At 58.5% G+C, this 13,120-nt stretch carries 22 protein-coding genes; 6 read left to right on the top strand and 16 right to left on the bottom strand.

The features are described from left to right. Positions 1 to 3 precede the first annotated feature (3 nt). The 6 genes from rplE to BUA42_RS19520 all read right to left on the bottom strand — a co-directional run bounded on the left by rplE (position 4) and on the right by BUA42_RS19520 (position 2,829). Entirely contained in the window at positions 4 to 564 is a 561-nt protein-coding gene (gene rplE, locus BUA42_RS19545) for a 50S ribosomal protein L5 (protein ID WP_072780032.1), read from the bottom strand. Continuing rightward, entirely contained in the window at positions 557 to 868 is a 312-nt protein-coding gene (gene rplX / locus BUA42_RS19540) for a 50S ribosomal protein L24 (RefSeq protein WP_072780031.1), read from the bottom strand. The genes rplE and rplX overlap by 8 nt, the downstream gene beginning before the upstream one ends. Beyond that, the gene (gene rplN, locus BUA42_RS19535; protein WP_007427594.1) at positions 868 to 1,236 is read right to left on the bottom strand and encodes a 50S ribosomal protein L14; all 369 of its coding nucleotides are present in this window, start codon (positions 1,234 to 1,236) and stop codon (positions 868 to 870) included. The genes rplX and rplN overlap by 1 nt, the downstream gene beginning before the upstream one ends. Positions 1,237 to 1,313: 77 nt before the next feature. After that, positions 1,314 to 1,544, bottom strand: a complete 231-nt coding sequence (gene rpsQ / locus BUA42_RS19530; RefSeq protein WP_072780030.1) for a 30S ribosomal protein S17 — start codon at positions 1,542 to 1,544, stop codon at positions 1,314 to 1,316. Positions 1,545 to 1,559: 15 nt separating this feature from the next. Further along, positions 1,560 to 1,766 (bottom strand): 50S ribosomal protein L29, encoded by a 207-nt coding sequence (gene rpmC, locus BUA42_RS19525; protein WP_072780029.1) that lies wholly within the window; start codon positions 1,764 to 1,766, stop codon positions 1,560 to 1,562. A gap of 127 nt (positions 1,767 to 1,893) precedes the next feature. Continuing rightward, positions 1,894 to 2,829, bottom strand: a complete 936-nt coding sequence (locus tag BUA42_RS19520) for a hypothetical protein (RefSeq protein WP_072780028.1) — start codon at positions 2,827 to 2,829, stop codon at positions 1,894 to 1,896. Between the two features lie 104 nt (positions 2,830 to 2,933). Between BUA42_RS19520 and BUA42_RS19515 the strand changes: the two genes are divergently transcribed. Next, a complete protein-coding gene (locus BUA42_RS19515; protein ID WP_072780027.1) occupies positions 2,934 to 3,554 on the top strand; it encodes a 2OG-Fe(II) oxygenase family protein in 621 nt (206 codons plus the stop codon). Between the two features lie 153 nt (positions 3,555 to 3,707). Here the strand turns inward: BUA42_RS19515 and rplP are convergent, their stop codons facing one another. The 5 genes from rplP to rplB are packed head-to-tail and all read right to left on the bottom strand — an operon-like array spanning position 3,708 to position 6,345. Continuing rightward, complete coding sequence (rplP, locus tag BUA42_RS19510) at positions 3,708 to 4,121, bottom strand: 50S ribosomal protein L16 (protein ID WP_072780026.1); 414 nt, start codon at positions 4,119 to 4,121, stop codon at positions 3,708 to 3,710. Positions 4,122 to 4,123: 2 nt separating this feature from the next. Continuing rightward, on the bottom strand, positions 4,124 to 4,837 hold the full coding sequence (rpsC, locus tag BUA42_RS19505; protein WP_072780025.1) for a 30S ribosomal protein S3: 714 nt from the start codon (positions 4,835 to 4,837) through the stop codon (positions 4,124 to 4,126). Further along, on the bottom strand, positions 4,837 to 5,217 hold the full coding sequence (gene rplV / locus BUA42_RS19500) for a 50S ribosomal protein L22 (protein WP_072780024.1): 381 nt from the start codon (positions 5,215 to 5,217) through the stop codon (positions 4,837 to 4,839). Before rplV ends, rpsC begins: the two co-directional genes overlap by 1 nt. Before the next feature lie 3 nt (positions 5,218 to 5,220). Then, positions 5,221 to 5,499 (bottom strand): 30S ribosomal protein S19, encoded by a 279-nt coding sequence (gene rpsS / locus BUA42_RS19495; RefSeq protein WP_072780023.1) that lies wholly within the window; start codon positions 5,497 to 5,499, stop codon positions 5,221 to 5,223. A gap of 3 nt (positions 5,500 to 5,502) precedes the next feature. Continuing rightward, entirely contained in the window at positions 5,503 to 6,345 is an 843-nt protein-coding gene (gene rplB / locus BUA42_RS19490; protein ID WP_072780022.1) for a 50S ribosomal protein L2, read from the bottom strand. Positions 6,346 to 6,661: 316 nt separating this feature from the next. On the opposite strand from rplB, the gene BUA42_RS19485 reads away from it, so the two are divergent. The 5 genes from BUA42_RS19485 to BUA42_RS19460 all read left to right on the top strand — a co-directional run bounded on the left by BUA42_RS19485 (position 6,662) and on the right by BUA42_RS19460 (position 10,666). Then, complete coding sequence (locus BUA42_RS19485; RefSeq protein WP_072780021.1) at positions 6,662 to 7,477, top strand: ABC transporter substrate-binding protein; 816 nt, start codon at positions 6,662 to 6,664, stop codon at positions 7,475 to 7,477. A gap of 1 nt (position 7,478) precedes the next feature. Beyond that, on the top strand, positions 7,479 to 8,312 hold the full coding sequence (locus BUA42_RS19480) for an amino acid ABC transporter permease (protein WP_072780020.1): 834 nt from the start codon (positions 7,479 to 7,481) through the stop codon (positions 8,310 to 8,312). Beyond that, positions 8,312 to 9,043, top strand: a complete 732-nt coding sequence (locus BUA42_RS19475) for an amino acid ABC transporter ATP-binding protein (RefSeq protein WP_072780019.1) — start codon at positions 8,312 to 8,314, stop codon at positions 9,041 to 9,043. The genes BUA42_RS19480 and BUA42_RS19475 overlap by 1 nt, the downstream gene beginning before the upstream one ends. 233 nt (positions 9,044 to 9,276) lie before the next feature. Beyond that, complete coding sequence (locus tag BUA42_RS21350) at positions 9,277 to 9,795, top strand: BrnT family toxin (RefSeq protein ID WP_218588652.1); 519 nt, start codon at positions 9,277 to 9,279, stop codon at positions 9,793 to 9,795. A 310-nt stretch (positions 9,796 to 10,105) separates the two neighbouring features. After that, complete coding sequence (locus BUA42_RS19460; RefSeq protein ID WP_072780017.1) at positions 10,106 to 10,666, top strand: hypothetical protein; 561 nt, start codon at positions 10,106 to 10,108, stop codon at positions 10,664 to 10,666. Positions 10,667 to 10,738: 72 nt separating this feature from the next. Here the strand turns inward: BUA42_RS19460 and BUA42_RS19455 are convergent, their stop codons facing one another. From BUA42_RS19455 to BUA42_RS19435, 5 genes are all read right to left on the bottom strand, one after another. Then, positions 10,739 to 11,035 (bottom strand): 50S ribosomal protein L23, encoded by a 297-nt coding sequence (locus tag BUA42_RS19455; RefSeq protein ID WP_072780016.1) that lies wholly within the window; start codon positions 11,033 to 11,035, stop codon positions 10,739 to 10,741. Then, positions 11,032 to 11,649: a 50S ribosomal protein L4 gene (gene rplD / locus BUA42_RS19450; protein WP_072780015.1), complete on the bottom strand. Its 618-nt coding sequence runs from the start codon at positions 11,647 to 11,649 to the stop codon at positions 11,032 to 11,034. The genes BUA42_RS19455 and rplD overlap by 4 nt, the downstream gene beginning before the upstream one ends. Continuing rightward, a complete protein-coding gene (gene rplC, locus BUA42_RS19445; protein ID WP_072780014.1) occupies positions 11,646 to 12,515 on the bottom strand; it encodes a 50S ribosomal protein L3 in 870 nt (289 codons plus the stop codon). Before rplC ends, rplD begins: the two co-directional genes overlap by 4 nt. A 12-nt stretch (positions 12,516 to 12,527) precedes the next feature. Next, entirely contained in the window at positions 12,528 to 12,836 is a 309-nt protein-coding gene (gene rpsJ, locus BUA42_RS19440; RefSeq protein WP_007792792.1) for a 30S ribosomal protein S10, read from the bottom strand. Positions 12,837 to 12,979: 143 nt separating this feature from the next. Next, positions 12,980 to 13,120 (bottom strand): EF-Tu C-terminal domain-related protein (locus tag BUA42_RS19435; RefSeq protein WP_483869262.1); only part of this gene is annotated, 141 nt, incomplete at its 5' end.

The raw sequence follows: 13,120 nt of genomic DNA, 5'->3' as shown, positions 1-13,120 counted from the left end.
TCCTCAGGCGTTGAACGGCATGTTGAAATGCTTCAACAGCGCCTTGGCTTCCGCATCGGTCTGAGCGGTCGTCGTGATGATGATGTCCATGCCCCAGACCTCGTCGACCTTGTCGAAGTCGATCTCGGGGAACACGATGTGTTCTTTCATGCCCATGGCAAAGTTGCCACGACCATCAAAGGACGGCTTCACGCCACGGAAGTCACGAATACGCGGCATCGCGATGGTGATCAGGCGATCGAGGAAGTCGTACATGCGATCACCACGCAGGGTCACTTTCGCGCCCAGCGGCATTTCTTCCCGAACGCGGAAGCCCGCGATGGATTTCTTTGCCTTGGTGGTCACGGCCTGCTGACCGGCGATCTTCGTCAGATCCTCAACAGCGGACTTGGCTTTCTTGCTGTCTTTGACAGCTTCGGCGCCGCACCCGATGTTCAGTACGATCTTGTCAAGGCGCGGGATCATCATGTCGTTCTTGTAGCCGAACTCTTCTTTCAGAGCAGGCTTGATCTGATCATGAAACGCAGCCTTCAGACGCGGGGTGTAGTTTGCAGCATCAAGCATCGATCACATCCCCTGTTGTCTTGGCAAAGCGGACTTTCTTGTCACCTTCCATGCGGAAGCCAACGCGGGTCGCCTTGCCGTTTGCATCGACGATGGCGAGGTTCGATAGGTCGACAGGCATCGCCTTCGGCATGCGGCCACCCTGGCTGTTCTGGGTCTGACGCTGATGCCGGATTGCCATGTTGATCCCGTCAACCACGGCCTTGCCGGCCTTCGGGTCCACGGACGCGATGGTGCCTTGCTTGCCTTTGTCTTTGCCGGCCAGCACGATCACCTTATCGCCTTTACGGAGTTTCGCAGCCATTACAGCACCTCCGGAGCGAGCGAGATAATCTTCATGAAGTTCTTCGCGCGCAGTTCGCGCACGACCGGTCCGAAAATACGCGTGCCCACCGGTTCCCCTGCGTTGTTCAGGATAACGGCGGCGTTACGGTCAAAACGGATGGCGGTGCCGTCTTCACGGCGAACTTCCTTGGCGGTGCGCACGACGACGGCCTTACGGACGTCACCCTTCTTCACGCGACCGCGCGGGATGGCTTCCTTCACGGATACGACGATGATGTCACCCACCGACGCGTATTTCCGCTTGGACCCACCCAGAACCTTGATGCACTGAACACGGCGTGCGCCGCTGTTGTCAGCAACATCCAGATTGGTCTGCATCTGGATCATAGTGTTTCTCCCGACGTCCCGGACCGCTCAGACGAGACATTGGCCCGGGGGTTTCGTAAAAGCCGAAAGGCTATCGCTTATTCAGCGATAACCTCCCAACGTTTGGTCTTCGACTTGGGGGCGCATTCCTGAATGCGGACTGTGTCCCCAACTGCGAATTTCTCGGCCTCATCATGGGCGCGATATTTCTTGGACTTCCGGATCGTCTTTTGAAGAACCGGGTGCTTGAAGCGGCGCTCGACAGAGACAGTCACGGTTTGGGCGTTGGCTGTCGATGTGACGGTGCCGGACAGGATACGTTTGGGCATCTATCAGGCCTCCTCTTACGCGTCGCTGGCAGCAGCCGCTGCCTTTTGGTTCAGCACGGTATTGATGCGTGCCACGTCACGGCGCACCTGACGGATGCGCGCGGTGTTTTCCAACTGGCCGGTGGCCTGCTGGAAGCGAAGGTTGAAAGCCTCTTTCTTGAGGGTGACCAACTCATCACGAAGTTGGTCCGGTGTCTTCTCACCGAGCTCTTTGGCGTTCATGTCGCCAGTCCTTTCTATCAACATCACCGGAGAGCCCCGTCATTGGTGCGGGTCACCCTGATTCCCGGTGGAGGTGGATGAGCGGGCCGTATAGGCGGGATGGTGTGTTGGTGCAAGTGGTTTTGTGTTAGAAGCTGCTGCGCTTGTTATCTTCCAGCGTATCGCTTGGTGGTTCCCACGGAAGAAAAGAGCTTACCGGCAAGCGCGCTGCTGCGCGACCTTCAAACGGTTGCCATTCATTATTCGTTTCGTAGAAGTACCTCAGAGCTTGAATAATCGCACCTCGGTCATGCTCAGAAAGGGTATTGTAAGCGCCTGCATTTTGCGAAAAGCGGAATTCTGCGTTGCTTACCCAATCGTCGTCGGCGAGAGAGTTGATCAACACAATCGCGGTGCACTCTGTAAACGCCGGCTGTGATGGAGAATGAGACGTCAATTCAACCACCTCAGCCGGGAACCAGACGTCGCCATCAGGGTACAACAAACTCTCACTTGCGATCAAAGAGGACAACGCGGTCTTGTGTTTTTGAACATCTTGTCCGTAATCCGCCAAGGCAACCCTTTCGATTTGTTGTTCTGTCATGCGCCGTGCGATGGCTTTCAATCTTGGAAGAATGTCTTCAACAGAACGAGTGGTGCGATCCGTGATAGATGGACATACCGTGTCGCTTACCTTTTGGTATCTGCGCGCCCATTCAAGCCCATTCATTATCGCGCTGCGTAACGGAGCTGGCGCTGATTTGTAGACACTTTGGAAACTGTGCCACTCCCAGTCGAAGTCGGTCCCTCTTGAAGGATGTTCAAACCTGTCTACTAACGCAAGACATGTACCTAACAGAGTCTTTTGAGCGGAGTCATCTGCCCATACCAAAGTCAGAGCAGCGTCAAGGTCGCCTTGGCTGAGACTTACGTTCCACTCCGAAAGAACATCGGTCTCGCTGCAGCCTAAACCGTCAACGGTCTTGTCCGAGAGACAGGACACTTCTTTCTTCAGCTTCTCTACCAAAAAACGCGCTGCGTACTTTAAGTCTAATTGAGCTTGGTAATAACCAAATTCACCCATAAGTCTCGCTTCCCGTTTCGTTGGATCAGCGACCCACACAGAAGAACAAGCATATTTTAGACCAGCTACTTTGCGACGACGCTTTGCTCAACTAGAAAGTACAAATGACCAAAATTTCCTCCCTCTTTGTGACCCGCCTCTACCAAGCCCCCCTGTCCGAGCATGGCCCAAAAATCGACGCCGAGGAAATGGAAGCCTCCTGCTTCTCCATTGCCCAAGACGATGAAGCGGGCCAAGACTGGTGCGAAGAGCAAGGCTATCCCGGCTACACATCCTACGCCTCCCTCACCGACCTGCCATGGCGGTTCCCGATCTTCGCCGATCTGGTCAAATCCCTCGACGCCCATGTCGCGGCTTTTGCCACAGACCTGGAGTTCGACCTCGACGGCCGCGCCTTGGTACTAGAAGACCTTTGGATCAACATCCTGCCCGAAGGCGGATTTCATTCGGCCCACATCCACCCGCATTCGGTAATTTCCGGCACCTCCTACGTGTCCATGCCCGAAGGCGCATCCGCCCTTAAACTCGAAGACCCGCGCCACGCCATGATGATGGCCGCCCCACCCCGCATCAAAGACGCGCGCGAGGAGATGCGGAACTTCATCTACGTTTCGCCTGCGGTCGGTGATGTCCTGCTCTGGGAAAGCTGGCTCCGGCATGAGGTGGTGATGAACCAGTCCGAGGATGAACGCGTTTCGGTAAGCTTCAATTACAAGTGGGAATAGGCCAAAGCGTCTTCGAAGACGCTTCAAACGCGATTTCGAAATCGCATCACAAGGCCGTTCGAACGGCCTTGGCGCTTAATAAAAAACCCCCGGCACTTCGGCACCAGGGGTTTTCTAATTCGTAGGGTGCGTGATGTGACGCACCGAACCGGCTTACCAGTCCTCGCGGACCATAACCCGTGTCTTGACCGGCAGCTTCATCGCGGCAAGGCGCAGGGCCTCGCGGGCGATGTCTTCGTTCACGCCGTCGATCTCGAACATCACGCGGCCCGGTTTAACCTTGCAGACCCAACGGTCGACAGAGCCTTTACCTTTACCCATACGCACTTCGATGGGCTTGGCTGTGACGGGAGTGTCCGGGAAAATACGGATCCAGACACGGCCCTGACGCTTCATGTGACGCGTCATGGCACGACGGGCGGCTTCGATCTGACGCGCTGTGACACGCTCAGGCTCAAGAGCCTTCAGACCGTAGGTCCCGAAGTTCAGATCGGATCCGCCCTTGGCTTCGCCCTTGATCCGGCCTTTGAACATCTTGCGGAATTTCGTTCGCTTTGGCTGAAGCATGATTAGTTCCTCCGACCGCCGCCGGCACCACGCGGTGCGGGACCGTCTTGTAGTTCTTGCGCCTTGCGATCCCGTGCGGACGGATCATGTTCCATGATCTCGCCTTTGAAGATCCAGACCTTGATGCCGATGATGCCGTAGGGCGTTTCCGCCTCGACATTGGCATAGTCGATATCGGCCCGCAGAGTGTGCAGCGGCACGCGGCCTTCGCGGTACCATTCGGTCCGTGCGATTTCCGCACCGCCGAGACGACCGGCCACGTTCACGCGAATGCCGAGGGCACCCATGCGCATAGCGTTCTGTACGGCGCGTTTCATGGCACGGCGGAAGGACACACGACGCTCAAGCTGCTGCGCGATGCTTTCGCCCACGAGCTGCGCGTCCAGTTCCGGCTTGCGCACTTCAACGATGTTGAGGTGCAGCTCGCTATCGGTCATCGCGGCCAGCTTCTTGCGCAGCGTTTCGATATCCGCGCCTTTCTTGCCGATGATGACGCCCGGACGGGCGGTATGAATGGTCACGCGGCACTTCTTGTGCGGACGCTCGATGATCACGCGCGCCACACCGGCCTGCTTGCATTCTTTTTCGATGAATTCGCGGATCGCGATGTCTTCAAGCAGAAGATCACCGTAATCCTTCGTGTCGGCGTACCAGCGGCTGTCCCAGGTGCGGTTGACCTGCAGGCGCATACCGATCGGGTTTGTCTTATTCCCCATTAGGCTTGCTCCTCAACTTGACGCACCTTGATTGTGATTTCCGAGAACGGCTTCATGATGCGGCCGAACCGGCCACGCGCCCGCGGACGGCCGCGCTTCATCACGAGGTTCTTGCCCACATAGGCCTCAGCGACGATCAATTCGTCCACGTCGAGGCCGTGGTTGTTCTCGGCATTGGCAATTGCGGACTGAAGACATTTCTTCACATCCACCGCGATCCGCTTCTTCGAGAAGGTCAGATCGTTCAGCGCCTTGTCGACTTTTTTGCCGCGGATCAGACCAGCGACGAGGTTCAGTTTCTGCGGGCTGGTGCGCAGCATCCGCAGCTTCGCCATGGCTTCGTTGTCAGCCACGCGGCGGGGGTTCTTTTCCTTGCCCATGACTTACTTCCGCTTCGCTTTTTTGTCAGCCGCGTGACCGTAATAGGTCCGGGTCGGTGAGTACTCACCGAACTTCTGACCGATCATGTCTTCGGTGACGTTGACAGGAATGTGCTTCTGACCGTTGTAGACGCCAAACGTCAGACCCACAAACTGGGGCAGGATCGTCGAGCGGCGCGACCAGATCTTGATCACTTCATTGCGGCCGGAGTCACGCGACGCTTCTGCCTTTTTCAAGACATAGGCATCGACAAACGGGCCTTTCCATACAGAGCGCGACATCAGTTACCGCCCTTTCTTCTTAGCGTGACGCGAGCGGATGATGAGGCTCTGCGACGCCTTGTTCTTGTTGCGGGTGCGCTTGCCCTTGGTCGGCTTGCCCCATGGGGTCACCGGGTGACGACCACCCGAAGTCCGGCCTTCACCACCACCGTGCGGGTGGTCGATCGGGTTCATCACGACACCACGGACGGACGGACGAATGCCCTTGTGGCGCATACGGCCCGCTTTGCCGAAGTTCTGGTTCGAGTTGTCGGGGTTCGACACGGCACCAACGGTGGCCATGCATTCCTGACGGACCATGCGAAGTTCACCCGAGCTCAGACGGATCTGCGCGTAGCCGCCGTCACGACCCACGAACTGGGCGTAGGTGCCTGCGGCGCGTGCGATCTGACCGCCCTTGCCCGGCTTCAGCTCGATATTGTGAATGATTGTACCAATCGGCATGCCCGAGAACGGCATCGCATTGCCCGGCTTCACGTCGGCCTTGGCAGACGCGATCACGCGATCGCCGATGGCAAGGCGCTGAGGCGCGAGGATGTAGGCCTGTTCGCCATCATCATACTGCACCAGCGCGATGAACGCGGTCCGGTTGGGATCATATTCGATGCGCGCGACGGTTGCGCCCACATCCATCTTGTTGCGTTTGAAATCAACGATCCGGTAGAGCCGTTTGGCGCCACCACCGCGACGACGGGATGTGATACGTCCGGTGTTGTTCCGGCCACCCGACTTGGTCAAACCCTCTGTAAGGGCTTTGACCGGACGGCCTTTCCACAGCTCCGAACGGTCGATCAGCACCAGCCCGCGCTGGCCCGGCGTCGTCGGCTTGTACGACTTGAGTGCCATGCTTTCTGTCTTCCGTTTAGCAGACGGCGGGTTGCCCCGCCTATGTAGACCGGGCATTTACCCGGCGTGTTGTAGGGCCCCGAAGGTCCCCGATGATCGCAACAACGAAGCCCCGGACGAATCCGGGGCTGCGCGGTTGGGGCTTACTAGGCAATGACGCCTATGAGGTCAAGCACACTTCACCGCAGACCTGCACGGTCAGAAGCAAGCGTAGCCTCAGCTTCTGCTTTCTAGCACGCAGGCGAGCATCGCGCTGGACTCATCCCCGTCCGCTTCATACCTTTTTCGCAAACAGTCCAACACGGGGTCCATATCCATGAAAGCCTACGTTCTCTCCACACTCACAGCATTCGCGCTTAGCACCACAGTCGCAATGGCCGCAGGGCATTGCGCGGCAGGCAAGACGCTCACCGATGGCAAGTTCACCATCGCCACGGGCAACCCCGCCTACTACCCTTGGGTGCTCAACGATGCGCCGGAAAGCGGCGAAGGGTTTGAAGCCGCCGTTGCCTATGCGGTGGCCGAAGAGATGGGGTTTGCCGCCGAGGATGTCGTTTGGGTCCGGTCCTCCTTCGACGAGGCGATTCAGCCGGGTGCCAAAAATTTCGACGTGAACATGCAGCAATACTCGATCACACCGGAGCGCGAGCAGGTTGTGGACTTCTCCGAGCCCTACTACACGGCCCCGATGGCCGTTCTCGTCAGCCCCGGCGCGACCGACACCGCCCCCACGATGGAGGCACTCAAGGCGTTGAAATGGGGTGCTGTCGGCTCCACCACAGCTGTGCCGAAACTGATGAACGTGATCCAGCCCGACAGCGACCCACTGCTTTACGGCGACAATGCCGACGTCAACGCGGCCATGAGCGCCAACCAGATCGACGCCGCCCTGTTCGACCTGCCGACCGCGCTTTTCCTGAGCGCGGTGATGATCGAAGGCTCTAAGGTCATCGGCCAGTTTGCACCGGACGAAACCGATAACCCGGACCATTTCGGCATGCTGATGGAAGACGGCAACCCGCTCAAGGAATGCGTCGACGCCGCCCTGGGTGCGCTCAAGGACAGCGGACGTCTGGCTGAAATCGAAGCGACCTGGCTTCAGGACACCACCGGTGTGCCGCTGATCCAGTAAAATGAAGACACCCAAAGCGGCGGGGCTCACCCGCCGCGAGATCTACGAGGCGCAGCAACGCCGCCGGTCGGTTCTTGTGGCAAGCACAAGCACCGTTCTGGCGGTGGTCGCGCTTGTTGTGCTCGTCCCGCTGACGCCGGGCTGGGACAAGGTGAAACGCAGCTTCTTCAACGCCGACGTGCTGGTCGACACCTTTCCGAAACTGCTCGATGCGTTTCTGATCAACGTCATGATCTTCGCGTGGTGTGCCCCCGCCATCGCCGTGCTTGGATTGCTCATCGCCCTCGCCCGCGACGCAAAGTCCCCGGCCCTTTTCCCCCTGCGCATCTTCGGAGCGACCTTCACGGACGTTTTTCGCGGCGTGCCGGTGATCCTGACCGTGTACCTCATCGGTTTTGGCATCCCGGGCCTCGGCCTGCCACGACCGTGGAATTCACCCTACATCTGGGGGTCCCTTGCGCTGATCCTCACCTACTCCGCCTATGTCGCCGAAATTTTCCGCTCCGGCATCGACTCCGTGCATCACTCGCAACGCTCTGCCGCGCTGTCGCTGGGCCTTTCCGAACGGCAAGTCATGCGCGACGTGGTGTTGCCGCAAGCCGTCCGGAACGTCGTGCCCGCGCAGATGAACATGCTCATCGCACTGCAAAAGGACGTCTCGCTGCTGAGCTTTATCGGCCCGGTCGAGATCTTCCGTCAGGCGGGCGTCTTTAAATCCCTGACCGCCAATTTCACGCCCTATGTCGGCGCGGCGATCATCTTCCTCGCCGTGACCATCCCGGCCACCCGATATGCCGACTACCTCATGGCAAAGCAGATGAAAGAACGGCGCTGATGGCCAAGCTGGACCTGCGCGGCGTTGTCAAACGATTTGGCGACAATACAGTGTGCGATGGGATCGACCTGCAGGTCGATACCGGCGACATGGTCTGCCTCATCGGCGCGTCCGGGGCGGGCAAGTCCACACTCTTGCGCTGCATCAACCTGTTGGAGCCCATCGAGGACGGCGCAATCTACCTCGATGGCGAGGATATCTCGGTCCCCGGTCTCGACCCGCAAGGTGTGCGCGCGCGGATCGGGATGGTGTTCCAAAGCTACAACCTGTTCCCCCACATGACCGCGCTGGAGAACGCAATGCTCGCCCCCCGCCGCGTGCTCGGGCGCAGCCGCGACGACCTGCGCCCGGAAGTGGAAGCCCTGTTTACCCGCTTCGGTCTGGCGGATCGTATGCAGAACTACCCCGACCAACTCTCCGGCGGCCAACAACAACGCGTCGCGATCGTCCGCGCCTTGGCGATGCGCCCCGAGGTGATGCTCTTTGACGAGATCACCTCTGCCCTGGATCCCCAACTGGTGGGCGAAGTGCTCGACGTGCTTCTGATGCTCAAGGCCGAAGGCATGACCATGCTGCTCGCCACCCACGAAATGGGCTTCGCCCGTCAGGCGGCGGATAAGGTGTGTTTCTTGAAGGACGGCAAGATCGTCGAAGAGGGCCCGCCTGAGACGCTCTTCGGCTCCCCCAAGCACCCAGACACCCAAGCCTTCCTCGCCCGTGCGCTGAAGTAAGTCGCGGTTCGACCGCGCTTAATCCCTCCCGGATCCGCAGATGGTCCGAGCGAAGCCCCGCCCCCACCAAATCGCCAGCCTGTGCGGGTAGTCTGGCGATGGCCCGGCAGCTGCGCAGCTATTCGGGTCAACTGATGCAACTCACAGCCCTCTTAACCCGAGCTTAACCAAAGCAAAGGAACAGTTAGCGAACACGCTCAGGTTGCAATTTAAGACAAAATGTAATACAAATAATGCAGAAATTTGAATGGGACGAAGACAAAAACCACATCAACATCACCAAACACGGCATCGACTTCGCCGTCGCCTGTCGTATCTTCGAAGGCTTCACACTAGACGTTGAAGATACCCGGTTTGACTACGGCGAGGTCCGGGTCAAGACACTTGGTCAGATCGAACAGGTCGCGGTATTGTTGGTGGTTCATACGGACCGGCACGGGACATATCGGCTCGAAAGGCCAACACAACGGAACGCGCACGCTATGAGCAAGCGATACAAGAGAGCCCTGATACTTAATGAACTGGCAAAGGTGCCAGACAGCGACATCGATTATTCGGATATCCCCGAACTCGGACCGGAGTTCTGGGAAAACGCCAAGGTGACCCCACCCCGCACCAAACCCGTCGTCAGTCTTCGCCTACCGGAGGACGTGATTGAGTTCTTTCAGGGCGACGATCCGCGCGGCTACACCCAACGTATGGCGGCCGTGTTGAAAGCCTATGCTGAGGCCCAGAAGTCGAAGGGTCCCTGAGGCAGAACAACGCCAGACCGCGGGATGACGATCCAACCGGCCTTCAGCCGCGCTTCATCCTCACCAAATTCGCGGATGATCCGAGCGACGCACTGGCTGCACCAAATCGCCAGCCCGTCCTGGCAGTCTGGCGATGGCCCGGAGGCTGCGCCGCTGTTCGCTTGCCCAAAGGAATGGACACACCATCGGAGAAATCAAAGTTTACCTGTCAAAGAAATACTCCGACAAATAAATAAATCATTGAATTCACGGCTACCTTCAAGAACTAAAACGCGAATGACCACAACTTGCATCTGAGGCTATTTTCGATATGTCCCTTTTTTGTGCTGTCTTCGGTTTTTTATTGTCCAGTTGCACATCTCTGGAAGATCGCGTTGGAGTATTTGAGATCAAAACCCCAATTCAAGGGCATGTGTCATGTGAAAGCATTGACGACTACGAAGTTTGCGCATGGATTGAAAATTTCAAACTGACCCGCTTCTATCCGAAACAGCAAAACGCCACGCTGTATCGTGGCGCTCAGGTTCTGGAAGGTCGGTCGATCCAGCTGCCGAATGGGTTCAAAACGTCATTCAGCTTCTATTGGAGCGGACCGGCTGAATTTCTTCTTGGAAGCTTCTTCGAAACACACACATCAGCTATGCGAAAGCTGGCACCGATCCTGAATCGGCATGGGCTTGTCGTTCGTGAAACCTCAGAGCAGTCATCAAAAGAGCGCCTTTTTTCAGGTGTGGCCCACATTCCTTCGGATCAGCTCATTACAGGTTTGGTTGTCCGAGCCACCTGCGGAGACGCAGTACCTGTGAGTCGTGCGATCATTATCCAAAACTACCCATCGCACAAAACTATGCTGAACTGCCTTCGCAACTAACAAAAAAAGCCCCCCGCCATCACTGGCGAGGGGCTTTCTCATTCTCAAAACGTGGACCTCAGCCCAACCCGATCAGAGACCCGTGGTCACGTCGATCGTGTTGCCTTCAACCAGCGTCACGTAGGCTTTCTTCACGTCCTTCCGGCGACCCATGGTCCCGCGGAAGCGTTTGGACTTGCCCTTTGTGATCGTCGTATTGACCGCCTTCACCTTCACACCGAAGAGCGCCTCGACGGCGTCCTTGATCTGCGGCTTGTTGGCGTCGATCGCCACTTCGAAGACCACCGCGCCGTTCTCGGACGCCATCGTGGTTTTCTCGGTGATGATCGGCTTGCGGATCACGTCGTAGTGTTCTGCTTTCGCGCTCATTTCAGACGAGCCTCCAGTGCTTCGACACCCGCTTTCGTGAGCACCAGTGTGTCACGGCGGAGGATGTCATAGACGTTTGCGCCCATCGACGGCAGCACATCGAGCCCGTCGATATTGGCTGCGGCCTTGGCAAAGCCTTCATTGACCGACGCGCCATCGATGATCAGCGCACGCTTCCAGCCCAGGTTTGCGACCTGTTTGGCCAGTGCGCCCGTCTTGCCATCGGATTCGGCTGTGTCGATCACGACCAGTGCGCCTTCCTTGGCCTTCGCGGACAGAGCGTGCATCAGGCCCAGCTTGCGGACCTTCTTGGGCAGATCATGCGCGTGGCTGCGCGGGGTCGGGCCCTTGTAGACGCCACCCTTGCGGAAGATCGGCGCGTTGCGGGAGCCGTGGCGTGCGCCGCCGGTGCCCTTCTGGCGATAGATCTTCTTCTTGGAGTAGCTGACTTCGGACCGAGTCTTCACCTTGTGGGTGCCCTGCTGCGCCTTGTTGCGCTGCCAGCGGACCACGCGGTGCAGAATGTCGGCGCGCGGGTCGAGGTCGAAAACCTCGTCCGACAGCTCGACCGACCCGGCTTTGCCGCCGTCCAGTTTGATCACGTCGAGTTTCATTCGTCGCCTTCCTTCTTCTCAGGCGCCTCGGCTGCGTCGTCGCTCTTTTCGGCGGCGATGTCAGCTTCGGCTTCTTTCAGCGCGGCTTCTTCTGCGGCTGCTGCTTCGGCAGCTGCGGCCTCTGCGGCGGCGGCTTCTTCAGCGGCGGCTTGTGCGGCGGCCTCTTCGGCCAAACGCTTGGCTTCCGCTGCGGCAGAGCGCAGGGCAGCTGGCAGGATCACGTTGTCGGGCGTCGGTTTCTTAACCGCGTCCTTGACCGTCACCCAGCCACCTTTGGAGCCGGGAACCGCACCCTTGACCATGATGATGCCACGCTCTGCGTCTGTCTTGACCACCTGCAGGTTCTGCGTGGTGACCTTCACGGCACCCATATGGCCGGCCATCTTCTTGCCTTTGAAGACCTTGCCGGGGTCCTGACACTGACCGGTGGAGCCGTGCGAGCGGTGCGAGATCGATACACCGTGCGAGGCACGCAGGCCGCCGAAGTTGTGCCGCTTCATGGCACCGGCGAAACCCTTACCGATCGAGGTGCCGGAGACGTCCACGAACTGACCCTCGAAGTAGTGGTCAGCGGTGATCTCTTCACCCACGTTGATCAGGTTCTCGGGCGCGACACGGAATTCCGCGACCTTGCGCTTGGGTTCCACGTTCGCGGCAGAGAAGTGACCGCGCATCGCTTTGGACACGCGCTTTGCCTTGATCGAACCGGTGCCAAGCTGGACCGCCGAATAGCCATGTTGATCAGGGGTGCGCTGTGCCACCACCTGAAGATTGTCGAGTTGGAGAACGGTCACAGGGATCTGCTTTCCGTCTTCCTGGAACAGCCGGGTCATACCGACTTTCTTTGCGATGATACCGGAGCGCATCTCGTACTCTCCTTACACCTTGATCTCGACATCCACGCCTGCGGCGAGGTCGAGCTTCATCAGAGCGTCCACGGTCTGCGGGGTCGGGTCGACGATATCGAGAAGACGCTTGTGCGTACGGATCTCGAACTGGTCGCGCGACTTCTTGTTCACGTGCGGGCCACGCAGAACGGTGAATTTCTCAATCTTGTTCGGCAGCGGGATCGGGCCGCGCACTTGCGCGCCGGTCCGCTTGGCGGTGTTGACGATTTCCTGTGTCGACGCGTCGAGCACACGGTAGTCAAACGCCTTGAGCCGAATACGGATGTTCTGGCTTTGCATTTTTCTTTGCCTTCACTGGCGTTGCGGTTGAGAGGACCACGCAAGACCACCCTGCGCCTTCTTCGAACCGGTCGGAACGGCTTTGGACCGTCCCCGAATTTCCGTAGGTCGGACAATTCTGTCCGACCTACCTGTGTGGTGTCTTACGCGACGATTTTGGAGACGACGCCGGAGCCGACGGTGCGGCCGCCTTCGCGGATGGCGAAGCGGAGGCCTTCTTCCATGGCGATCGGCGCGATCAGTTCGACGTCGAACTTCAGGTTGTCACCCGGCATCACCATCTC

This window comes from Marivita hallyeonensis (genome assembly GCF_900129875.1).
Lineage (GTDB): Bacteria > Pseudomonadota > Alphaproteobacteria > Rhodobacterales > Rhodobacteraceae > Marivita > Marivita hallyeonensis.
Note: the sequence above shows the minus strand (reverse complement) of the source record. Positions and strands in the feature narration are given on the sequence as shown.